Annotated in this window: 21 protein-coding genes and 3 tRNA genes; 13 read left to right on the forward strand and 11 right to left on the reverse strand. The window is 53.4% G+C overall.

Features of this window, described 5'->3' with window-relative positions; genetic code table 11:
* Positions 1 to 216: 216 nt before the first annotated feature.
* The 9 genes from R6V78_RS10915 to mpl all read right to left on the reverse strand — a co-directional run bounded on the left by R6V78_RS10915 (position 217) and on the right by mpl (position 7,467).
* Positions 217 to 294: transfer RNA gene (locus tag R6V78_RS10915), tRNA-Glu, on the reverse strand.
* Positions 295 to 311: 17 nt separating this feature from the next.
* Positions 312 to 387: transfer RNA gene (locus R6V78_RS10920), tRNA-Lys, on the reverse strand.
* 145 nt (positions 388 to 532) lie between these two features.
* Positions 533 to 1,273, reverse strand: coding sequence for an energy-coupling factor transporter transmembrane component T family protein (locus R6V78_RS10925; protein WP_410289394.1), 741 nt, complete (start codon positions 1,271 to 1,273; stop codon positions 533 to 535).
* A complete protein-coding gene (locus R6V78_RS10930) occupies positions 1,261 to 2,010 on the reverse strand; it encodes an energy-coupling factor ABC transporter ATP-binding protein (protein ID WP_410289395.1) in 750 nt (249 codons plus the stop codon). The genes R6V78_RS10925 and R6V78_RS10930 overlap by 13 nt, the downstream gene beginning before the upstream one ends.
* A 4-nt stretch (positions 2,011 to 2,014) precedes the next feature.
* Positions 2,015 to 2,575, reverse strand: a complete 561-nt coding sequence (locus tag R6V78_RS10935) for a biotin transporter BioY (protein ID WP_410289396.1) — start codon at positions 2,573 to 2,575, stop codon at positions 2,015 to 2,017.
* A 37-nt stretch (positions 2,576 to 2,612) separates the two neighbouring features.
* Positions 2,613 to 3,539 (reverse strand): biotin--[acetyl-CoA-carboxylase] ligase, encoded by a 927-nt coding sequence (locus R6V78_RS10940; protein ID WP_410289397.1) that lies wholly within the window; start codon positions 3,537 to 3,539, stop codon positions 2,613 to 2,615.
* 82 nt (positions 3,540 to 3,621) lie between these two features.
* Positions 3,622 to 4,644 carry an NAD(P)H-dependent flavin oxidoreductase gene (locus tag R6V78_RS10945; RefSeq protein ID WP_410289398.1) on the reverse strand — a complete coding sequence of 341 codons (1,023 nt, stop codon included), beginning with the start codon at positions 4,642 to 4,644 and terminating at the stop codon, positions 3,622 to 3,624.
* A gap of 174 nt (positions 4,645 to 4,818) precedes the next feature.
* Entirely contained in the window at positions 4,819 to 5,832 is a 1,014-nt protein-coding gene (locus R6V78_RS10950) for a beta-ketoacyl-ACP synthase III (RefSeq protein ID WP_410289399.1), read from the reverse strand.
* Between the two features lie 210 nt (positions 5,833 to 6,042).
* The gene (mpl, locus tag R6V78_RS10955; RefSeq protein WP_410289400.1) at positions 6,043 to 7,467 is read right to left on the reverse strand and encodes a UDP-N-acetylmuramate:L-alanyl-gamma-D-glutamyl-meso-diaminopimelate ligase; all 1,425 of its coding nucleotides are present in this window, start codon (positions 7,465 to 7,467) and stop codon (positions 6,043 to 6,045) included.
* Positions 7,468 to 7,917: 450 nt separating this feature from the next.
* Here mpl and R6V78_RS10960 point away from each other — a divergent pair, with 450 nt between their 5' ends.
* The 4 genes from R6V78_RS10960 to R6V78_RS10975 all read left to right on the forward strand — a co-directional run bounded on the left by R6V78_RS10960 (position 7,918) and on the right by R6V78_RS10975 (position 11,432).
* Positions 7,918 to 9,423 carry a sigma 54-interacting transcriptional regulator gene (locus R6V78_RS10960; RefSeq protein ID WP_410289401.1) on the forward strand — a complete coding sequence of 502 codons (1,506 nt, stop codon included), beginning with the start codon at positions 7,918 to 7,920 and terminating at the stop codon, positions 9,421 to 9,423.
* Between the two features lie 279 nt (positions 9,424 to 9,702).
* Positions 9,703 to 10,077, forward strand: coding sequence for a hypothetical protein (locus R6V78_RS10965; RefSeq protein ID WP_410289403.1), 375 nt, complete (start codon positions 9,703 to 9,705; stop codon positions 10,075 to 10,077).
* 15 nt (positions 10,078 to 10,092) lie between these two features.
* Positions 10,093 to 11,019, forward strand: a complete 927-nt coding sequence (locus R6V78_RS10970; RefSeq protein WP_410289404.1) for a M23 family metallopeptidase — start codon at positions 10,093 to 10,095, stop codon at positions 11,017 to 11,019.
* Between the two features lie 110 nt (positions 11,020 to 11,129).
* The gene (locus R6V78_RS10975) at positions 11,130 to 11,432 is read left to right on the forward strand and encodes a hypothetical protein (RefSeq protein ID WP_410289405.1); all 303 of its coding nucleotides are present in this window, start codon (positions 11,130 to 11,132) and stop codon (positions 11,430 to 11,432) included.
* 83 nt (positions 11,433 to 11,515) lie between these two features.
* Here R6V78_RS10975 and hemL read toward each other — a convergent pair whose 3' ends face one another.
* The gene (gene hemL, locus R6V78_RS10980) at positions 11,516 to 12,802 is read right to left on the reverse strand and encodes a glutamate-1-semialdehyde 2,1-aminomutase (RefSeq protein WP_410289406.1); all 1,287 of its coding nucleotides are present in this window, start codon (positions 12,800 to 12,802) and stop codon (positions 11,516 to 11,518) included.
* Between the two features lie 234 nt (positions 12,803 to 13,036).
* On the opposite strand from hemL, the gene R6V78_RS10985 reads away from it, so the two are divergent.
* The 9 genes from R6V78_RS10985 (at position 13,037) to R6V78_RS11025 (ending at position 20,326) form a co-directional block, all read left to right on the forward strand.
* The gene (locus R6V78_RS10985) at positions 13,037 to 13,795 is read left to right on the forward strand and encodes an RNA 2'-phosphotransferase (RefSeq protein ID WP_410289407.1); all 759 of its coding nucleotides are present in this window, start codon (positions 13,037 to 13,039) and stop codon (positions 13,793 to 13,795) included.
* 88 nt (positions 13,796 to 13,883) lie between these two features.
* Positions 13,884 to 13,960, forward strand: a tRNA-Lys gene (locus R6V78_RS10990).
* Positions 13,961 to 14,170: 210 nt separating this feature from the next.
* Positions 14,171 to 14,602, forward strand: coding sequence for a 30S ribosomal protein S6 (gene rpsF / locus R6V78_RS10995; protein ID WP_410289408.1), 432 nt, complete (start codon positions 14,171 to 14,173; stop codon positions 14,600 to 14,602).
* A gap of 3 nt (positions 14,603 to 14,605) precedes the next feature.
* On the forward strand, positions 14,606 to 14,869 hold the full coding sequence (gene rpsR, locus R6V78_RS11000) for a 30S ribosomal protein S18 (protein ID WP_410289409.1): 264 nt from the start codon (positions 14,606 to 14,608) through the stop codon (positions 14,867 to 14,869).
* 54 nt (positions 14,870 to 14,923) lie between these two features.
* On the forward strand, positions 14,924 to 15,895 hold the full coding sequence (locus R6V78_RS11005; RefSeq protein WP_410289410.1) for a YybS family protein: 972 nt from the start codon (positions 14,924 to 14,926) through the stop codon (positions 15,893 to 15,895).
* Between the two features lie 31 nt (positions 15,896 to 15,926).
* Positions 15,927 to 16,376 (forward strand): 50S ribosomal protein L9, encoded by a 450-nt coding sequence (rplI, locus tag R6V78_RS11010; protein ID WP_410289411.1) that lies wholly within the window; start codon positions 15,927 to 15,929, stop codon positions 16,374 to 16,376.
* A 76-nt stretch (positions 16,377 to 16,452) separates the two neighbouring features.
* Positions 16,453 to 17,814 (forward strand): replicative DNA helicase, encoded by a 1,362-nt coding sequence (gene dnaB, locus R6V78_RS11015; protein ID WP_410289412.1) that lies wholly within the window; start codon positions 16,453 to 16,455, stop codon positions 17,812 to 17,814.
* Positions 17,811 to 19,451 carry a GTPase HflX gene (hflX, locus tag R6V78_RS11020; protein ID WP_410289413.1) on the forward strand — a complete coding sequence of 547 codons (1,641 nt, stop codon included), beginning with the start codon at positions 17,811 to 17,813 and terminating at the stop codon, positions 19,449 to 19,451. Before dnaB ends, hflX begins: the two co-directional genes overlap by 4 nt.
* A 101-nt stretch (positions 19,452 to 19,552) precedes the next feature.
* Positions 19,553 to 20,326, forward strand: coding sequence for an inositol monophosphatase family protein (locus R6V78_RS11025; RefSeq protein ID WP_410289414.1), 774 nt, complete (start codon positions 19,553 to 19,555; stop codon positions 20,324 to 20,326).
* 260 nt (positions 20,327 to 20,586) lie between these two features.
* Here R6V78_RS11025 and R6V78_RS11030 read toward each other — a convergent pair whose 3' ends face one another.
* On the reverse strand, positions 20,587 to 21,978 hold the full coding sequence (locus R6V78_RS11030) for an FAD-binding oxidoreductase (protein WP_410289415.1): 1,392 nt from the start codon (positions 21,976 to 21,978) through the stop codon (positions 20,587 to 20,589).
* Positions 21,979 to 21,993: the final 15 nt, after the last annotated feature.

Consider the following 21,993-nt stretch of genomic DNA (forward strand, 5'->3'; position numbering starts at 1 on the left):
CTGCGCCACCGCAGACAAGCAACAACTGAGATATATGTCGAGGGCAATTACACGAATACTGAGGCAGCTATGAAGTTACTTGAGCTGGGCAATGTTCAAAAATTTAATTAAATTTTCACTCAGTTTTTCACTCAGTGACTCAACAACAAAAAAGCCACTCAAACAGAGCAAGCTGTCTAAGCGGCTGAACATAGGGAATAAAATATATTTATTAAGTGGCGTCCCCAAGGGGATTCGAACCCCTGTCGCCGGCGTGAAAGGCCGGTGTCCTGGGCCAGGCTAGACGATGGGGACGCATGCTTTTTCGCTTCTGGTGGGCCGTGTTGGACTCGAACCAACGACTCTCTGCTTAAAAGGCAGATACTCTACCGACTGAGTTAACGGCCCGAAGAGAAAAATCGTTTTTACACGCCCAACATTTTTTTGTCAACATCAAAAGCGATGATATCATTGTTTTTTTATAACCAAAAAACAAGCTTTTTTCGTCAGAACTCGGACGCTACCAGGATAAGGGGGGGGTTCTGTTTTCACCTCATGGCAAAAGCACAGTCAATGCAAGGAGGACACCACTCGCAATCGCCATCCCATCTGGCCGGGCGAAGGACAGGTCAGGCAGCGTTCGGTTTTCATTGTAGCAACGGGCCTGCATGGCTGAAGCCAGTTCGTCCGCACTTAAAAATACACGGCGGAACAAGGGAATCGAAAACCGCAAGAGCCGGACCACAGGATTTTTACGTCTTTCTATGCCCCTGGCGCGCTGGGCGTCTGAAATCTCAGCAGCCTGGAAGAGAATCAGCGGTAGAAACCGCACCAGCAACCCCACCATTGTCGCCGCCATTTTTCCATCAACACCGGGTATCGGTTTTAAATACCAGACTAAACTAGCACGGATATCGGCCGTCCGCGTGGTGGCCATCAGTAACACCCCCATAAGCGCAACAAGCAGCAATCGCCAGCACATGATCAGGGCGTCACCGGCCAGTTCACCCGTAAAGGCGGGCGTCCATCCGCCGGTGAAATCGACCGTTCGGGCAATGAAGACAAAGAAGAGGAAAAAAAGAAAATAGCGTATTTCGCAAATCAACCGGCGAATGTGGATACCAGCGGCACTGAGAAAAAGAATTACCAAAGCGCTGCCTATCGTCAGAAAAATAAATTTTCCCCACAGACTGCCCAAACTGAGCCCCATGAGCAGGGCTTGTTTGGTTCTGGGATCCAGCCGATGGAGCAAAGATTCGCCGGGGGTGAATCCGATGGCGGTCAGTTCACCCATGGCTGAATGCCTCGGCCAAGCTTTACAGAACACGGTGGTCGGATTCCGTAGCGTTCGATACCACCGACGACTTGTGCCGGAACACCATCTTCTACGACGCGGCCGTTGGCCATGACCACCAGCCGCTGGGCATGGGCGATCACCTTTTCCAGATCGTGGGTGGTGACTATGATCGTGCTCCCTGTTCTATGTAGATCGATAATCTGCCTGATTACCCTGCAGGTGGCCGGGAAATCTAGATTTGAAAAGGGTTCATCCATCAGCATTACGCGGGGGGCCATGGCCAGCACCCCGGCGATAGCCAGCCGACGCTTTTGACCACCGGAAAGATGATGCGGCCGTCTGTTTTCCAACCCACGAAGTTCAACGGCAGCCAGGGCCTGGTCAACCCGTTGGTTGATTTGCTGCCGGTCAAGCGCCAGGTTCTCGGGGCCGAAGGCCGTGTCGTCATACACGGTCTCTCCGACAATCTGGCTGTCGGCATCCTGAAAAACCAGCCCTACCATTTGTCGGGCGGCCGATGGGTCCTTCTCAACCGATTTGCCGCAAACGGTCACCGTCCCGGATTCGGGAAAAAGCAAACCGTTAAGATGACGCAGGAATGTCGTTTTGCCGGATCCGTTGGCACCGGCGATGACCGTGAATTCACCCTCGCTGAAGGTAAGGGTGACGTCGTCGAGCCCCAGGGTTCCGTCGGAAAAACGATGGCAAAGATGGGATGTCTGAATGATGGACACGGTGTTATCCCGTCGTCCTTGCGGCGGCAAATGGGCCATCCATCATGGGCCGGATGGCCCTGGCGATGGGGATGGCGGCGGCGATCTTGATGGCATCACCGATTAAAAAGGGCAACATGCCTACGGAAAAAGCCTTGGAAAAACTCATGCCGGTGACCACCTTGAGCCATGCAACGCCAAAGGCGTAAATGACCAGGGTGCCGGCGATCATGGCCAGAACATCAAACATTACGCGTCCGCGCCCGCTTTCGGAAACCACACCGATCAGGTAGGCTGCCGCGGCAAACCCGAGCAGATATCCGCCGGTGGGCCCCACCAATTTTCCAACACCGCCGCTGCCGCCGGCAAACACCGGCAGCCCCACGACACCGGCCAGTAGATAAACCCCTACGCTGATCAATCCCCATCGTCCACCCAAGAGCAGCCCGGCCAGCATAATAAACAGGTTCTGCAGGACAATGGGGATCGGGCCGATGGGGATGGCGATATACGCACCGGCGGCAGTCAACGCGGCCATGAGGGCCGCATAAACCATTTTTTTCAATTGCTGGGTGGAGGCATCCATATGCGCGTATCTCCTTTTTGAAATGTCTTTGGGATGGTCACCAGTGAAAACAGTCCCCGTAAACCACGGTTTGACGCGTTCCATCGTCCAGTTGCAGGACGAGCCCCCCGTGGGTGTCCACGTCCACCGCTGTTCCTTCAAGCATATCCTTGACGGTAAGGACGCGGACCTTTTGACCGAGGGTCACGTTGCCTGCCTTCCATTGGTCGATCACGACATGGGGATCAAAGGTTGAAATGCGCTTTTCAAAAACATCCAGGAAGGCAACTAGGATCTCCCGGCGCGGCACGAATCGTGATAAGAGTGTTTTCAGGGAGATGGCGGTGGGTTCTTCTTTTTCCGGGGAGTTGTTGACATTGAGACCGACACCGATGTTCATGTGGGACACCTGTTCCCCTTCGGCCTCCATTTGGGACAAAATACCACAGATCTTATGCTGGTTCACCAGAATATCGTTGGGCCATTTCAAACACGCATCAACCTGATACATTGTCCGCAAAAGAGCGGCCATATCAATGGCTGCAGCCAGATTCACCAGGCCGGCCTGCAGCATGGGGATATCCGGCCTGACAACGACCGTGAAGTAAAGGCCGCCATCGGTTGACAGCCAGGTCCGCTGCATGCGCCCCCGGCCGTGCGTCTGGCGCTCAGCCACCACCACGGTGAAATCCGGACATCCCTTGCGCGCCAGACGCATGGCTGCATCCATTGTGGATGGAATCTCTGGGAAAGAATGGATGCGGTCCTGCCTTGAATCGAATTCCAATGACAACAGGCTGTCCGGATCGCGGGTCAGAAGATACCCTTTGGGGGAAGCGGCAATGGGGATTCCGGACCGGACAAGCCCCTTGATATGTTTCCAGATGGCGACCCTGCTGATACCCAACTCGGAACTGAGCATTTCACCAGAAACCACGCGATCGGTCTGATCCAGAATATTTAATATCTTCTGTTTGGGATCCATTTGGTTAACCTTTCAATAATTTTTGGTTAACCAGATATGAGGCAAGATGTCAACTCCAGATGGGTGCGGTCAGGTGGGGCATTTAGACGCAACGGTTGGCGAATAGCGTCGCCAGCCGTTGCATTTCGTTTTCGGCATCGTTGATCAGCTCATCGAAGATTCCCTGGAGGGGCAGAATTTTATCCGCCAGTCCGACGCTCTGTCCGGCCATGAGGGACCCTTTTTTCATATCACCGTGGACGACGGCATTTCTTAACGCGCCCATCCAGAATCGCTCCACTTCATACTGGGCCTCCATGCGGTCAATGGCGTTGGCTTCAAGCTTTTTAAGCAGGCGCAATTGCAGTTTTCCGAATTCATCCGTCCCCGAATTTTTCAATGCCCGCACCGGTATCACGGGAAGACGGCTGTCAAATTGCGGCGTAGCGACCGCATCCCTGGCCTTTGCCCGTCTGAAGGTTTCTTTGAAATTGGGGTGTACCGCACACTCCTCGGACATGACAAAACGGGTGCCCATCTGGATGCCGGCAGCCCCCATCATCAGCAGGTGGGCCATCATCCGGCCGGTTGCAATCCCGCCTGCAACAAAAATGGGAACCGCGTCCACATTAAAAAGAATCTGCTGGATCAGCACGGTCAGCGATACCGGCCCGATGTGTCCGCCAGCTTCGGATCCTTCCAGAATCAGGGCATCGGTTCCCATCTTGACCAGCTTTAAAGCCAGCTGTTCAGTAGGTGCGAAACAGATCACGCGTGCCCCGCTTTCCTTGGCCCGCTGGATCTCATTCTCCTTGGGTATTGAACCGGCAAAAACCACCACGCGGCACTGCATCTCACACACCATGTCCAGTTGTGCCTGGTAAGCCGGTGCAATGGTGATCAGGTTCACGCCAAAGGGGTTGTCCGAAAGAGACCGCGTCTCTTCAATCTCAGCCCGCAACACATCAACGGGCGCATTGCCGCCGGCCAGGAGGCCGAAGCCCCCGCAGCGGCCCATGTGGCTCACCAGGCGGGGATCGCTCACCCAGGTCATGGCACCGCACATAACCGGAACCGGGCATGCTAAAAACTGTGCGCCTTTTTCAAAGAATCCATCAATGAGCATCTTTATCCTCCAGTGGCATCTTTACTGTCAAATTCGTATCCCCGGCGAAGGCTGCATTGAAGGACGCTACCGGCACAAAAACACCATTTCGGGTAAACTCGGAGGGGAAAAACCGTTTTGGATGACTGCAGCGACCCAATAACCTGGCCCGGCGTACTATCCGATGGCCGGAAACTACCAGCGCATCAATATGGCCCCATAAGTAAGACCGGCGCCAAAAGAGTCCAGCAGAACCAGCTGCCCCTTTTGGATTCTGCCATCCCTCACCGCTTCGTCCAATGCCGTGGGGATGGTGGCTGCTGACGTGTTTCCATAGCGGTCCACATTGACCACCACTTTTTCCATGGGACAATTCAGGCGCTTAGCCACCGCCTCAATAATCCGAAAATTGGCCTGATGGGGAATAAACCAGTCTATGTCATCAATGGTAAAACCATTGCTCTCCAACGACCGCGTCGCAAATTCAGCCAGCGTGCGCACAGCCACTTTAAAAATCTCTTTGCCGTACATCCGCATTTTGTGCAGATTCTCCGAGAACCGACCAGGGGTAACTTCCATGCTCGATCCACCGGCAGGGATATAGAGCAATTCCCACAGATTGCCGTCAGACAGCAGATGGCTGGAAAGGATGCGTGCCGGTGCACCGGGGTCGGTTCGCTCCACGACGGCAGCACCTGCGCCGTCTCCAAATAGAACACATGACCCCCGGTCGCGCCAATTGATGAACGGACTGAGCACCTCTGCGCCAACCACGAGGGCTGTACGTGTCTGACCGCACTGGATGAACTTATCCGCAGTGGCCAGCCCATAAACGAAGCCTGAACAGGCGGCATTGATGTCCATTGCCCACGCCTGGGGAGCATCGATTTTGTGCTGAAGCCAACAGGCCGTGGAGGGGATCAGGGTGTCCGGCGTACAGGTGGCATAGATGATCTGATCGATATCAGCGGATGTCCGGCCGGCCATGTCAAGCGCCTTTCTGGCCGCCGCAACACCCAGAGATGAATTGTGTTCATCGGGATTTTCCAAACGGGAAAACCGACGTTCACGAATACCTGTGCGCTCACGGATCCAGCGGTCATTGGTGCTGATGTGGTCCTTTTCCAATCGGCGGACGATTTCTTCATTGGTTATCCGGCTTTCGGGAAATGCGCGGCCGGTGCCGGTAATCGTGGCAGCATATTGCATCTAACTTGGAAACCCCCATGTAACAAAACCCATCGGTAATTGGTGTGAATTATCTATCTCAACATCCTTCAATACGCTTATAATCTTATTTAACTCGTCAGTCCATAGTTTAGCAGCAGCATGCCGCTAAACTATGGACTGACGAGTTAGTAGAACACGGCTGTCCTGAAAGACCGCTGGCAACGCAGTTGCCACACAAGTCGGAATTTTTTATAATGCCCCAAGCAAACGCTCGTGGATATTGTCGAACCCGCCATTGGACATTATCAGAATCACATCGCCTGAGTTGGCGGATTTGACCAAATGGGCAATTATGGAATCCGTGTCATCAAAATGGGTCGCGAGCTTCCCTCTTTGATTCAGATCGGCAACAAGCTGAAGGCTTGAAAATCGCTCCCCTTCGGGTACTTTTTTCAGCAAGGAGGGCTTTCGGATGCAAATTTGATCCGCCGGATCGAACACGGTCACGTAATCCTGCTGAAACACCTTGCGCATGCTCGAATGGGTTCGTGGTTCGAATACAGCAATGATCCTGTTTTTGGTAAAATGGCATCTCACCGCCTTAATCGTCTCCTTCACGGCGGTGGGATGGTGTGCGAAATCGTCGATGACAAGTATTCCCCGTTTTTCACCGCGGATCTCCTGGCGCCGCTGCACGCCGGCGAAATTATCCAGAGCGTGGGCGATTTCATCGGCGGCTACCCCCAGGTAATCGGCCACCGCAACGGCAGCGAGCGTATTTTTCAAATTGTGCACACCCATTATCCGGGTACGGAATATCCCATAATCTTTACCATTTTTGATGATCCTAAACCGAGTTACCGGCGGTTCTACAAAAACCTCGCCAAGGCGCCATGGCGAATCTGCCTGCACACCGTAGGAAAGTTGTTTACACGCTGCCAATCCCACCAGGCCGCTCACATTGGGATCATCATCAACACTGACCAGAAGTGATTCAGGGCTGATTCTGGAAACAAACCGTCCGAACGCGTCACGAACATGGTCTAGGTCCCGGTAAATGTCCGCATGATCGAACTCAAGGCTGGTCAAAACAGCCGCTTCCGGGTTGTAATGCATGAATTTTGGGCCCTTGTCGAAAAAAGCGGTATCGTACTCATCCGCTTCGATAACCACACAGTCCCCGCCTCCGGTTCGATAGTTGCTCATGAAATTGGGCAGAATACCGCCAATGATAAATGAAGGATCCCGGCCAGCTGAGAAGAGGATCCAGGCGAGCAGAGCCGAGGTGGTCGTTTTACCGTGGGTTCCTGCCACCAGTAACTGTCGCTTGCCAGCGGCCGAAAACCGATTGACCGCCTGGGGCATGGAACAGTAACACAACGACATCGCTTCGACGGCGGCCACTTCCGCATTGTCCCTCGAAACCGCATTGCCAACCACAACCAGATCCGGCCGGTGGCACAGGTGGGACCCGTCAAACCCGGTCATGATCCCAACACCCTTTTCTTCAAGGAATCGGCTCATGGGCGGATAAATATGGTCGTCTGAACCGGTGACCTGGTAACCCAAATCTTTGAGCATGCAGGCCAGTGCACCCATGGCCGTTCCGCATACAGCAATCAGGTGAACGGTTTCCAACTTCTCCGGAATTCGATTTTTTTCGGGCAGAATCATGCAGCCGGTTTCCTATTTTAAAATTTTTAGTTCCTTGCGATGTCACGCACGCTGTACGTGAATGTAGCCGATTGATTATCGAATAACAAGCTGTTGATCACCGGCAACCCGTCCGTTGGCGATCGAATGTTTCCCGCACCAGACATGGGTATGACCGTCCGGATTGCAATGGCGGCCCAATGATTGGTATAAATGTAGCCGATAATCCTTAGGGCGGATTGGCCACGCCATCCGGCTAAGAAGACTTCATCAAGCGCACCAGGCAGCCAAGCCCGGGTGCAATAGCATCCCCGGCTTCCTCGGCCCTGTCTAATCTTTAATGATATCCATTATTTGATTTGACACATGCCGGTTCCATAAGCTAATATGAGAGCCACTCGGTACCGATTACCAGGGGGACTACCATTATTATCCAATCACCGGCCTGACCGCCCCAAAGATTATTGGAACATGAAAACAGATACCTGTGATGTCTACGCCCCTATCGACCAGTTAAAAGCCATATCATCCTGGGTTTCTTCCGTTCAGGATTTGGACAAACTCCTCCAGCTGATCATCGAATCCGCCACTGGCGTCGTGCGCGCAGCCGCCGCCTCACTGCTTCTGCTGGACCCCAAAACCGGTAGTCTGTTTTTCAAGGTGGCCACCGGTTCCAAAGGTGAAAGGGTCAAAGAGTTCAGGGTGAAGTTGGGACAGGGTATCGCCGGCCATGTGGCCAAAACCGGTCAACCCCTGCTGATCGCCGATGCTCAGCAGGACAGCCGCTGGATGCGCGAAATCAGCGATAGCGTCGATTTTGAAACCCGTTCCATGGCATGCGTTCCCTTAAAAATCAACGACGAAACCATCGGGGTCGTTCAAGTCATTAACAAAAGGGACAATACCCAGTTTACCCTGGCCGACATGAACGTGCTTGAAGAATTTTCCAGCCTGGCTGCTTTGGCCATCGGCAGCGCGCGCAGCCTCGAGCAGGTTCGCCAGGAAAATATGGATCTGAAAAAGGAGTTGGGCGAAAAACACCAAATAATCGGGAAAAGCATCATTTTACAAAAAGTACTTGAAGATGCCCAGAAACTCTCCCGCACCAAAACCACGGCACTGATTCAAGGTGAAAGCGGCACGGGCAAGGAACTGATAGCGCGGTTGATCCACCGTGAGAGTCCTCGCAAGGACAAACCGCTTGTGGTGCTCAACTGTGCAGCCTTACCCGAAACCCTGTTGGAATCGGAACTTTTCGGCTATGAAAAAGGCGCCTTCACCGGTGCCGCAGGCCGCAAACTCGGAAAATTCGAAACTGCCCATGAAGGCACACTCTTTCTTGACGAAATAGGCGAAATGGCCCCCGGTATCCAGGCTAAACTGCTCCGGGTTCTCCAGGAAGGGGTCTTTTACCGGGTCGGCGGCAACATACCCATCACTGTAGATGTGCGCGTGCTTTCGGCTACAAACAAGAATCTGAAAAAAGAGGTGGAAGCAGGAAAATTCAGGGAGGATTTGTACTACCGGCTGAACGTGGTCCAACTGAATATACCGCCACTGAGGGAGCGCCTCGAAGATGTCCCCTTTCTGGCCGGACATTTTCTTGATGTGTTTAAAAAGGAGACTGGCCTGTCGGGTTTGACCATCTCCGAAACAGCCATGGAAAAGATGTCCCATTACAACTGGCCCGGCAACATTCGTGAATTGCGCAACGCCATTGAACGCGCAGTGGTTATGGGGGACGGGAAAACCATCCTGCCGCAAGATCTGCCTATTGCCACCTCCTTGCCCAAATTTGCCGGGCTGAAGGTCGGACTCACCCTCGACGAGGCCCTCAATGAATTCAAAAAGGAATTCATCCTGATCAACCTGAAACATACGGGTGGCAACCGAAGCACCGCCGCCAAGGTTATGGATATCCAACGAACCTACCTGTCGCGACTGATTACCCGGTATGACATCCGGGACCTTGCCTGAGCGCGCCTTTTCCTCCTAAAGCCCCATTGAACCTTCCCGGCGGCTTACCGCGTGGAGGGTTCACCGTAAGGATGATCGATTCCCCGTTCGCTCGCTAACACCGCCGCAAGCAGCGGAAAATGCGCTCGCTATCGCGGTTCAAGAAAATTTCCAGACTGCCGATAGACAATATACCCCGATGCGCGGCCCGGATGCATAAGCAATAAGTGGCATTGATATTGCTTAATCATCGGTTGAAAACTTGACCTGAGCAGCCAACAGAATCCTGGAGGAATTGTCATGACCGCCATTGAAATGAATACCGACACCGTCACAAAAGTTAAGCAGTCAATGGAACCCGGGGCATTTTACAGCGTGGAGTTTGCGGTTGACCAACCGCACCCGCTTTACCAATTCAAAATTTGGCGCAGCGAATCCAGCCCCATGTTCGTTGTCGTTAAAGCAAATTCTGCCGTTCTTCCTAAACTTAAGGCCGGCAGTGTTTTGAACATGACCTACTACAGCAGTAACACCCAATGCCCTAAGAAACAGATTGAAACCCAGATCGGACACATCACCAGCGAACGGGAAGGTCGGTTCGAAGGACATTGTACGATTGCCCTGCTTCCGGTCAACCCTGCAAACTTTCAAAATCAAGGCCTTTTTCAGGCTTGATGGATGATGGTGACCATGAATAAAAAGTTGACCCTGTTGATTTTTGATGCTGCGGGAAGCCCGGTCAGACAGACAACTGTTCCGAGAATGTTCCTTCCGGTAACCGTATTGTTGTGCCTAACTGCAGCCTTGGTAATATGCTTTTGCATTTTCGATTACATTCGCCTGAAAGGCGAAGTCCAGGCTGTGCATACACTGCGCTCAAAACTGCGGACACAAGCGGAGCAAGTTGCTCAGCAGCAGAGTCAAATCGTCGCTTTTTCAAATAAAATAAATGAGATAAGTACCGAATTGGTCAATCTGCAAAATTTTGAACATAAAATCAGGATCATTGCCAATCTGGAAACCAGTGATAGTGGGTCAAGCCTGTTCGGCGTGGGCGGTTCTGATCCCGAAGACCTGGACCCGGCCATGATGATGGAAAAGGATTACCAGGATCTTGTCAGGGACATGCATGTTGAAATCAATGAGATTGATCATGCCGCTCACAATCAACATGATTCATTTGCATCAATCTTCAGCCATCTCGAAGGAAAACGCAACCTGCTGGCGGCCACCCCGTCCGTTCGCCCGGTAAAGGGTTGGATATCATCGCATTTCGGGTATCGTGAGTCACCATTTACCGGCCGCCGGGAATTCCACCGCGGCCTTGACATTGCCACCCATGCGGGTACGCCGATCATTTCACCGGCAGACGGCATCGTGACCTTTGCCGGCAGTAAAGGCCTGATGGGTAATATGATAACAATTGAACACGGTTTCGGAATGGTGACCCGCTATGGTCATACCCAGAAAATAGTCAAAAAAAGGGGTGAACAGGTAAAACGGGGCGAGACGATCGCCTTGGTGGGCAACACGGGCCGAAGCACGGGGCCGCACGTCCACTACGAAGTCCGTTTGAATGGCGTGGCTGTCAATCCAACGAATTATTTTTTCAATTAACGTCCGAGTCAAGCTGCACAAAAATAGACTGTTTTCCTTTTCCGGCAATACTAAAAGGCACATGGCCAATTGAATTCATGCCGCATCGACAGTAAAGGAGGGTCAGCAAAATGAAAAAATCAGTTTTTTTGATATTTTCAGCGATGACGATCCTGTTCTACGGCTGCAGCAGCGCCAACCCCCTTTCGTTCAGAACCATCCGCAATGGCCACGCACTGATCAACGCCACCAAGCCGGCCTCGTTTGACCTTGATGAAGATCCTGGGGTCTGCCTGCCGATGACAACCCGATCATCGTTGCGCATCGATGTCGAATGCATCCTCGATTATATCCAAGGCGCCTCAACCTTCGGATCGGAAGACCGGCGCGATGATTTAATGAATCCGTGGATCCGTTTGAATCTATCCTTTTGACCGGAATCCGGCACGCAGCCAGTAAAAGCCGGATCCCTTACAGGACATGACCACCTGCCGGGGAGCTGGGTTTAAAAGCGCCATCAAGAAAGTCTGGCGAATACCCTTTGCGCAGCAGACAAGGTCTGGGTGATGGCGGCGTCATCGTGGGCAGCCGACAGAAAAAAAGCTTCAAACTGGGATGGCGCCAGATAAATACCGTTTTCCAGCATGCCCTGGTAGTACCTGGAGAATTGCTCAAGATTGGATCTTTTGGCGTCAATAAAATTGTGTACCGGTCGATCGGTGAAAAACATACCCAGCATAGCCCCGACTCGAGCGCAGGAAACATGGATACCGGCCTTTTCGCCCAGCGATTTCAAACCGGTCAGCAACTTCTCAGCCCGCGCATCCAGGATTTCATAGAATCCGGGCGATTTCAATTGCTTCAGTGTTGCAATTCCCGCGGCCATGGCCAGAGGGTTGCCGGACAGGGTGCCTGCCTGGTAGACGGGTCCCATGGGAGCAATATGCACCATAATTTCACGCCGGCCACCATAGGCACCCACCGGCAGTCCCCCGCCGATAATCTTTCCGAAGCAGGACAGGTCCGGAGTAATTCCGTAAAGCGCCTGTGCCCCGCCAAAGGCAACTCTGAACCCGGTCATGACCTCATCGAAGATGAGCAGGGCGCCTTCCTTTTCTGTGGTTTCACGAAGGGTTTCCAGAAACCGGTCACGCGGCGGCACCAATCCCATGTTCCCTGCAACCGGCTCCACGATGATGCAGGCAACCTGACGCCCCTTTTCCGCCATAACCTTGCGAACCGTATCGACATCATTGTAAGGCAGCGACAAGGTGTGTTCGATAAATGCAGCCGGAACCCCCGAACTGCCGGGAATTTGCAGGGTCGCAACACCTGAACCTGCCTCCACCAGCAGGGAGTCCGCATGCCCGTGGTAACAGCCGTCGAATTTGATGATCTTGTCCCGACCCGTATAGCCTCGTGCCAGGCGGATGGCGCTCATGGTGGCTTCGGTTCCCGAATTCACCATTCTCACCATGTCCACGGAGGGAACGGCTTCGACAATCAGTTCCGCCAGTTCTATTTCCAATTCGGTAGGCGCCCCATAACTGGTTCCCCGATCCAGGGCGGAAGCAATTGCGGCAACCACCGACGGGTGCCGGTGCCCCAGGATCATCGGGCCCCACGACCCGATATAGTCGACATACCCGTTTCCGTCGGCGTCAAATATCCGACATCCATCGGCACGATCAATAAACAGCGGATCCGTTCCCACGGACCGACATGCCCTGACCGGGCTGTTCACACCACCGGGTATCAGTTGCTGTGCCCGCTTATACAATGCCGTGGATCTCTTTTTTTCCATTGGTTGTCGTCCTTTCTGGTTGAACGGAATGAAATCTGTTGACTTTTGGAATGATCGAAGCGGAAACTACCAGACACAAGCAGTCAGGTCAAGCAGGACACCGGCTAAGCCTGTCAGCCGGAAGATCGGGGTTGACAGATGAATGAATCCGGCACCGGTAGCCTGTCGCGTAGGAATCCATCACACTGTTCCATGGATTGATCCAACCCAACCAAATGGCTTTGATTACGATCGATGAAACACAGCCGATCCGTCGAAAAACTCTCAAAAATGCTTGTTTATATCCTTGGCCGACAGCCGGATGAATTCGGTTTGGTTCCCGACCCGGATGGCTACGTGAAAATCAAGGACCTGATTAAGGCGCTGGCGGAAGAACCAGGCTGGCGCCAGGTGCGACTGAATCAGATAAATCAATTGATCCATACCACCTGTGCTCCAGTAATTGAAATGCAGGACAACCGGATACGCGCCGTGGACCGATCCGATCTCTTTTTGCCGGAAATACCAACTAAATTCCCTAAACTGGTTTATTTCCCGGTTCGCCAACGGGCCTATTCCGCTATTTTGGAAAAAGGTCTGCCGGCGGTCACTTCCGGGTATCGGATTATTCTGGCCGACCAAATGGAGCTGGCTCGACGGCTTGGGCGGCGAATCGATCCCTCCCCCGTGATTCTGACCGTGAATTCGGACCATGCCCGGAAATTGGGTGCAACGATGTGGCAATTTGGCAACCAGTTATTCCTGTCAGATTGCTTGCCGCTTGGCAGTTTCCATGGACCGCCGCCATCCAAAAAGATACCAAAGCCTAACCAGCCGCTTCCCCCGCGATCAGCGGATACGCCTAAAACGCCGGGAAGCTATCTAGCGGACCTCTCCATCAACCCAGCCTTCCGGGAACGACCCCAAAAAGGACAAGGGAAGCGCAAAAATGAATGGAAACGGGATCGAGCACAGATAAGGCGCAAAAAAAACGACGGTTGGCCGGATGCATAGCACCGCCTCCTTGGGCGTCATGGACAAAAACCGATTGACATCCACCACCTTGGCTGTTAATAGACGCCCTTGTTGTTTTGACACAGCAGGGCCGTTAGCTCAACTAGGCAGAGCACCTGACTCTTAATCAGTAGGTTATTGGTTCGATTCCAATACGGCCCACCAATGAATTTTTCAAGGGACGGTAATGCCGCCCCTTTTTTTATGGTGCCGGCAGAATATTCGCAGCCATTAACCGAAGCGCGATGATTTTCACTAAGCGCTTGACAGGTTTTTTCAGTTGATGATATTTGTATTAATTTTAGTTGATTCCTCTGGAATCACGATTCCTTGCTCCGGCCCGCAGCCGGGGCTTTAAATCCACAAGGAGGTTCTATGAAGCGGTACGAAACGATTGTTATTATTGACCCTGACCTGTCCAAAGAGGCCGAATCGCCGATATTTGAGCGGGTCAACGACCTGATCCCCCAGTATAAAGGGATCCTGATTGAAACGGATGACTGGGGCACCAAAAAGCTGGCCTATGACATCAAGAAAAAAAACCGGGGGCACTATGTGAGACTGGATTTTTGTGGTGATGGCGCCTTAGTTCAGGAAATGGAACGTTTTTTCAGAATCGACGACAAAATCATGAAGTTCATGACTGTCCTGCTGCAAGAGGATGCCGATCTGGATGCCATCAAGGCGGAGATGGAGGAAAAAACGGCCAGGAAGGAACAGGCCGCGGCAGATGCCGCCGAACAAGCCACAAAATCAGAAGAATCAGCTGTGAATAGCGAACCGACTGAAGAAAAGGGAGAGGAGTAACCGATGGCCTTCGCAAAACCACGCCCCAGAAGAAAGAAAAGAAGAATTTTTCACCGACGTAAAGTGTGCCGATTCTGTGCCGACCAGAGCCTCGCTATCGATTACAAGGATCCCAAAGCACTGAAATATTTCACCACCGAACGGGGTAAAATTATTCCTCGCAGAATCTCAGGAGCCTGCGCCAAGCATCAGCGGGCCGTGACCCATGCCATCAAACGCGCGCGGACCATTGCCCTCCTGCCCTACGTAGGCAACTTCGACGCATAGCCTGACCGCAAACGTACCCGGCAGCACCAGAATGTCTAAATTCAGGAGAAGCGGATGGCCCTGCTGCCATTTCAAAATGGAGTTAGTAAAGATATCGCTACCGGCGTGATGGCTACCCTGGTCATTTTTTCCGCAGCGCTCTTTATGCCGGTGGTGGGATTCCTCTTTTCCATGTTTATTCCCCTGCCGGTTCTTTTTTACCGGGCTAAACTGGGCAGACGCAACGGGGTGATTGTTCCGTTGGTGGCAATTGCGGTGATGGGCCTCGTTTTTGGCGGACTAACCATGGACATCTTCTTTTTTTCAGGACTGATGCTGCTTGGGTTTGTTATGAGCGAAATGTTTGAAAAAGAGTTGTCCGTAGAAGTCACCGTCGCGGTTGCCTGCGGCATTGTCCTTGGAACCGGTCTGATCGGCATGCTGTTATACAGCATGGTGGCCAGCACGGGGTTAACCGCGCTCGTCTCTACTTACGTCGCAACAAACCTGGCGTTATCCCTGGACCTATATAAAAGTATCGGCATTCCGCAGGAAACCATTGACGCCATTTCCGGATCTCTTGACCAGATCCAATATGTACTGGTGCGGATATTGCCCTCACTGGCTGCTGCCTCAACCCTTTTTGTGGCCTGGACAAATTTGATTGCCGCGCGCCCGATCATGGAACGCCGCGGGCTTTATTATCCGGATTTCGGGCGCCTCAACCTTTGGCGGGCACCCGAACCGCTGGTATGGGGAGTTATCGCTTGCGGCCTGATCATTCTTCTGCCCGCCAAGGAAATACGACTGATCGGAGTCAACGGGATGCTGGTGCTGCTGACGATCTATTTTATCCAGGGTATCGCCATTGTTTCGTTTTACTTCGAAAAAAAGAAACTACCGAGGATCGTGCGGATCGTACTGTATATGATGATCGCCGTCCAACAACTCTTCCTGCTGGTAATTATCTGCATTGGACTTTTTGACATGTGGTTCAATTTTAGAAAAATTGACACCAACACGGGTGAACCGGGCCTGCCGTCATAGCATCCCGGCAGGCCTTTTCTGGAGGTTAAGCATGAAAGTAATTTTGAAGGAAACCATCAGTTCATTAGGGATTATCGGAAGTGAAGTCAATGTGGCGGCCGGGTATGCACGCAACTACCTGCTTCCCCAAAGCAAAGCCGTTCCGGCCACCCCGCAGCAGCGCAAATTACTCGAACAGGAAAAAGCCAAGTTCGAATTGCAGATTGCCAAGGAAAAGGAGTTTGCCCAGGAAATGGCCAAACGTCTGGAATCCGTTACCGTGACAATTGCTTCAAAAGTCCATGAAGCGGATAAGCTTTACGGTTCGGTGACCGTCAGGGACATCATCGACGCCCTGAAAAAAAAGGGTGTCGAGGTGGAAAAACGGATGGTACTGCTCAATGAACCCATTAAAACCATCGGGACCTTCAAGGTTCCCATCCGCGTATACCAGGGCATTAAACCGGAAATCACCGTGGAGGTCGTTCCCGAAGAAGCATGATCCAAAACAGGCAGCCGGGAGCCGTTGTGCCTATGTGGCACCCGGCTCCCGGTTTTATCCATGAAGTTGACTTCCCATGTCAGACACCCAGCACCCAGCACCCAGAGATTCTGCATTTCATAAACTGCCGCCCCAAAGCATCGAGGCGGAAGAATCGATCCTCAGCGCCATCCTGATCGACAACAGCACACTGTTCGATGTTCTCGAAATCCTGTCCGCTGACGATTTTTACAAAACCGCGCATAAAATCATTTTTTCCGCCATTGAGACGCTCTATGCCAAAAGCGAACCGGTTGATCTGGTGACGATGAGCAATATCCTCAGGCAAACGGATGGGCTGGATAAAATCGGGGGCGCCGCCTATCTGGCCCGACTGGTGGACGCAGTGCCCATGGCGGTCAATGCCCACCATTATGCACGCATCATCCACGACAAGGCCGTTTTAAGACGCCTCATCGAACGTTCCAACACCATATCCAACCGCTGTTTTGAAGACCGTGGAGAAGTCGAAAGCGTTATCGAGTTTGCCCAGAGTGCCATTTTTGAGCTTTCCGAAGGAAAAACCAAACCGGCATTTTTTCCGATCAGCAAAATAATTGAAGCCAACATTGACGCGCTAGAGGAGCGTCAGGGCAACCGGGCACTGGTCACGGGTGTCACCACCGGTTTCTCAAAGCTCGATGCCCTCACCTCCGGTTTTCAAAATTCCGATTTGATAATTCTGGCCGCCCGCCCGGCCATGGGAAAAACAGCCTTTGCCCTGAATATGGCCCGCAACGCGGCCATCGAGGGCGGTGTACCCGTAGCTGTTTTCTCGCTTGAAATGTCCAAAGAGCAGCTCTCCATGCGTATGCTGTGTGCCGAGGCCCGTGTCGATTCATCCCGCATTCGCAGTGGTTTCTTAAACCAGGAGGACTGGAGCCGGATCACGGACGCTGCCGGTCGGCTAACCGAAGCCCCCATCTTTATCGATGATTCCCCGGATATTTCCTCCACCTCAATTCGAACCAAATCCATGCGTATGAAAATGGACAAGGGCCTGGGAATGATCATTATCGACTATCTTCAACTCATGCGGGGCAACGCCAATATCGAACGACGGGACCTTGAGATCTCAGACATCTCCCGTTCCCTGAAAATTCTGGCCAAGGAACTCAACATACCGGTCATCGCACTGTCCCAGCTCAACCGGAAGCTGGAAGAGCGCAGTGACAAACGACCTCAATTGTCTGACCTCAGGGAGTCCGGTGCCCTGGAGCAGGATGCCGACTTGGTGGCCTTCATCTATCGGGACGAAGTTTACAACCGGGATGAGAATAATCCCAATCGGGGAACGGCGGAAATTATTCTGGCCAAACAGCGCAACGGCCCCACCGGCATGGCCTCCCTGGCCTTCCTTAAATCTTACACCCGCTTCGAAAACCTGGCCTCTGAATGAAAGAACTTTACGGCACGCTGCTGGGTCTCAAAGCCAGCCAGATCAAGCGTCTAGAGAATCTCAGCCGTCGACGGATTCCTCCCCAGGCCATCGTTTCTCACGAATTGTGCCGGGATATGTGCATCCTTTCCGCCGAGACGGGCCGGCAAATCGGTCTGCTCATCGACCGCAGCGGAAAAATCACCCAAGTCCTGATGGGTGAAGTGGACCGAATTCTCATCCCCGATCTAAAGGAATACCGACTGGCACCGGACCGTCTGCGGGGACTCCGCTGCGTGCACACCCATCTGACTGAAACAGCCCTGACCCAGGACGACCTGACGGATTTGTCCCTGCTGAGATTAGACCTTATGGCAGTTGTCACCATGACTGCCGCCGGCGTACCGACGGCCATTCATTGGGCCCATATTCTACCGGGAGCAAGCGAAACGACACCCTACCGGATCATGGAGCCGTTGCCGCCCTTCCGGCCGCAAATCGATTGCCTTGACCTGATCCTGGCCTTAGAAGCCGAATTGGCCAAACAAAAAATCGATGCCGCCGGCCCGGCAGGATCGGAACAAGCCCTGCTGGTCAGCATCTTTACCGGCCCCCGAAAAGATGCGCTCGACTCCTTGGATGAACTGAAGGAACTTGCCCGGACAGCCAGTATCAGCGTCATCGACACGGTTCTGCAGCAGCGCAAAAAAGCCAATCCCCGTTTTCTCATGGGCAGCGGCAAGCTGGATGAGCTATCCATAATGGCGCTTCACCGGGGTGCCACATTGATCATCTTCGACCAGGAGCTCAATCCTTCCCAGATCCGCTCCATTGCCGATCGCACTGAAATTAAAGTCATTGATCGGACACAACTGATTCTGGATATTTTCGCCCAACGGGCTCAGACCCGGGAAGGGAAACTGCAGGTGGAACTGGCCCAGTTGAAATTTATCCTTCCCCGACTGGTTACCAAGGACACCGCCATGTCCAGGCTCACCGGCGGAATCGGCGGCCGCGGACCGGGTGAAACCCGCCTGGAAATCAACCGCAGGCGCGCCCGGGACCGGATTCAACGCCTGGAGCAAGCCGTGTCAACGATTCAAAAAAACCGCAGCCAGCAGCGAAACCGCCGCAGCAAAAAAGGTCTCCCCGTGATCTCCATCATCGGCTACACCAATGCAGGAAAGTCAACCCTGCTCAATCAGTTGACCCGGAGCCGGGTGCTGGCCGAGGACAAGTTGTTCGCCACCCTGGATCCATCCAGCCGGCGCCTGCGTTTTCCCAGGGACCTCGAAGTGATCATCACCGACACGGTCGGATTTATCCGCGATCTACCCAAAGAGCTCATGGCGGCTTTTAAAGCCACGCTTGAAGAGTTGGAAAACGCAGACTTGCTGCTGCACGTTATCGATATCAGTAATCCGCGCCATCCGGACCAGATCCGCTCCGTTGAATCCATCCTCTCTGAGTTAAACCTCGGCGGCATTCCCACCATCCGGGTGCTCAATAAAATGGATCGGGTGGATCCGGAAATACGCGATGGGCTGATCCAGCGTCTCAACGGAATCGCGATCAGCGCATTAAATCGGTCGACGCTAAAAGCGCTGTCGGAAAAAATGGAAAGCACAGTGGAACACCTTCGAGACCAAACGGCTTGAACCGGTCGTTAATCGTCAATAGCGAGTTATTTAAAACAGTTAAAATTTAATTGACAATTCAGTTGACAGGATACACACATTTTTTGTAGTTATTTTCTCTTATGGAAATCGAACGGATCAAACAGGTGGGGATCGCGGCTGCCTGCAACGGTGGCAGGATTCTCACCAAGCATTTCGGCAGGCTTGGGTCGATCCGTAAAAAAGGAGCCATCGATCTGGTGACCGAAGCGGACACCCGGTCGGAGGCAGCCATTATCGACACCATCTCCACGGTTTTCCCCAGCCACGCTATTCTGGCTGAAGAGAGCGGAACACACGCGGGCAGCGACGGCTGTTGGATCATCGATCCGTTGGACGGCACAACCAACTTTGCGCATAACCTGCCACTGTTTTGTGTTTCGATCGCGTTTGCTGTCGACGATCGCATTTTAGCCGGAATTGTCCTGGCGCCGCTTCTGGGCGAACTGTTCGTCGGTGTCAAGGATCAGGGCGCCCAGTTGAACGGCACACCCATTTTCGTATCCACCACCCGAACGCTTGCCGACAGCCTTCTGGTCACCGGCTTCCCCTACGATCTTCAGACCATATTCGATCCGCTGATGGGCCGTTTCGGCAAATGTCTGACGGCCACCCAGGGGGTCCGCCGGTTGGGATCAGCGGCGTTGGATTTATGCTATGTGGCCGGCGGCCGCTTTGACGGCTTCTGGGAGCAGCATCTCAAACCGTGGGATACTGCTGCCGGATTCCTGATTGCCGAGGAAGCCGGTGCCCGCACAACCGTTTTTTCAGGTGCGCCCTATTTTATCGATGAGGATGAGATCGTCTGCACCAACGGCGCCATCCACGACGAACTTCTCAACCTACTGGAGCAATAGGATATGCCAATGATGTCCAGGCAAAAAACTGAATTCTCGTTGGATCAGTATTTGGGTTGTTTCGGCAGATTCCGGAAGATCGATCCCGTATGCCGAACGCGGTGCGCCCTAAATCTCCGCTGCGCCATTGCGCATTATCAGAATGAACGCTTTGAGATTTTAGAAGAGTTGGTTTCAGCCGGCGGGATGGCCATCAAAGGCCACTAGACGCAATATCAGCCGGGAGTTCGCCCAATAATCCTTCCTCCGCACACCCCAGCCTATTCAACGGATCCAGGAAAAATCTTGCCCGGATTCAATAGGCCCAACGGATCAAAGGCCTTTTTGATGCGCTGCATCAGTGCGATCACTTCACCACCGACCTCTTTCCGCAGATAGGGCGCTTTGGTGATGCCGACGCCGTGCTCTCCTGAGATCGTCCCTCCCAGGGCCAGGGTGTAGTCAAAAAGGGCCTCCACGGCCCTCTTGGCGGTTTCCAGCGCCTTTGGGTCGGATTTGTCAAGCATGATGTTGAAATGGATGTTGCCGTCACCCGCATGACCAAAGGCCACCATGGTCAGGCCGGTCTGGCGCCTGAGGTCGTCGATCTTGGCCACCAGGTCCGGCACCCGGTTCCTGGGAACCACAATATCCTCGTTGATCTTATGCGGTGCCAGTTTGAACAACGCCGGTGAAATGGCTTTTCTCGCCTGCCACAACCGTTGGGCCTCCGCTTCGGTTTGGGCGACAGTGACCTTAACGGCACCTAGACGCCGAGCCTGATCCTCCAGAGCCCGGGTCAACCCGCCAATTTCATCCCGTTTGCCATCCACCTCCATGATGAGCAAGGCGCCGGCTTCCACGGGCAACCCCACGTGGAGATACCCTTCCGCCAGCCGGATGGAGGCATTATCCATGAATTCAATCGTGCGGGGAACGGTATGACTGCGAACTATCGCGGAAACCGCCCGGGCGGCAATATCCATGCCGGCAAAGGAAGCCGTGAGGGTCATAACGCTCTCAGGCAGCGGCAAAAGTTTTACGGTGGCTTCGGTAATCAGCGCCAGGGTGCCCTCGGACCCCACAATGAGCCGGGTGAGATCGTACCCAACCACCCCTTTGGCTGTACGCACACCGGTCTTTATAATTTCTCCGGTCGGCAAAACGGCTTCAAGCCCCAGAACATAATCCCGGGTCACGCCGTATTTTACCGCTTTTGGACCCCCGGCGCATTCGGCCAGGTTACCACCCATGGTGGAAAATCCGGCGCTGGACGGGTCGGGCGGGTAAAACAACCCCATCCGTTTCACCTGGTCCTGAAATGCAGCCGTGATCACGCCGGGTTGAACACGGGCAACGAGATTTTCCTGGTCGACTTCCAAGATCCGGTTCATGCGACTGAAGACGATGACAACCCCACCCCTGACAGCCAAGGCACCACCGGTCATGCCGGACCCACCGCCTCGCGGAATCACGGGTATGCGGAACGCATTGGCAAGGGCCATGATTTGCGACACCTGCTGTGACGACGCCGGAAACACCACGGCATCTGGGATATAAAGCACGGCGGTGGCATCGTACCCATAGCAGACAAGGTCTTCCCGGCGCGCGGAAAAATGGGGTCTGCCGACAATGCGTTCCATTTGTTGCAGGCAATCGGGATCGATTTTCATGGAATTCTTGTTGAA

The sequence above is a fragment of the Desulfosarcina sp. genome (assembly GCF_046496365.1).
In the GTDB taxonomy this organism is placed as follows: Bacteria; Desulfobacterota; Desulfobacteria; order Desulfobacterales; family Desulfosarcinaceae; genus Desulfosarcina.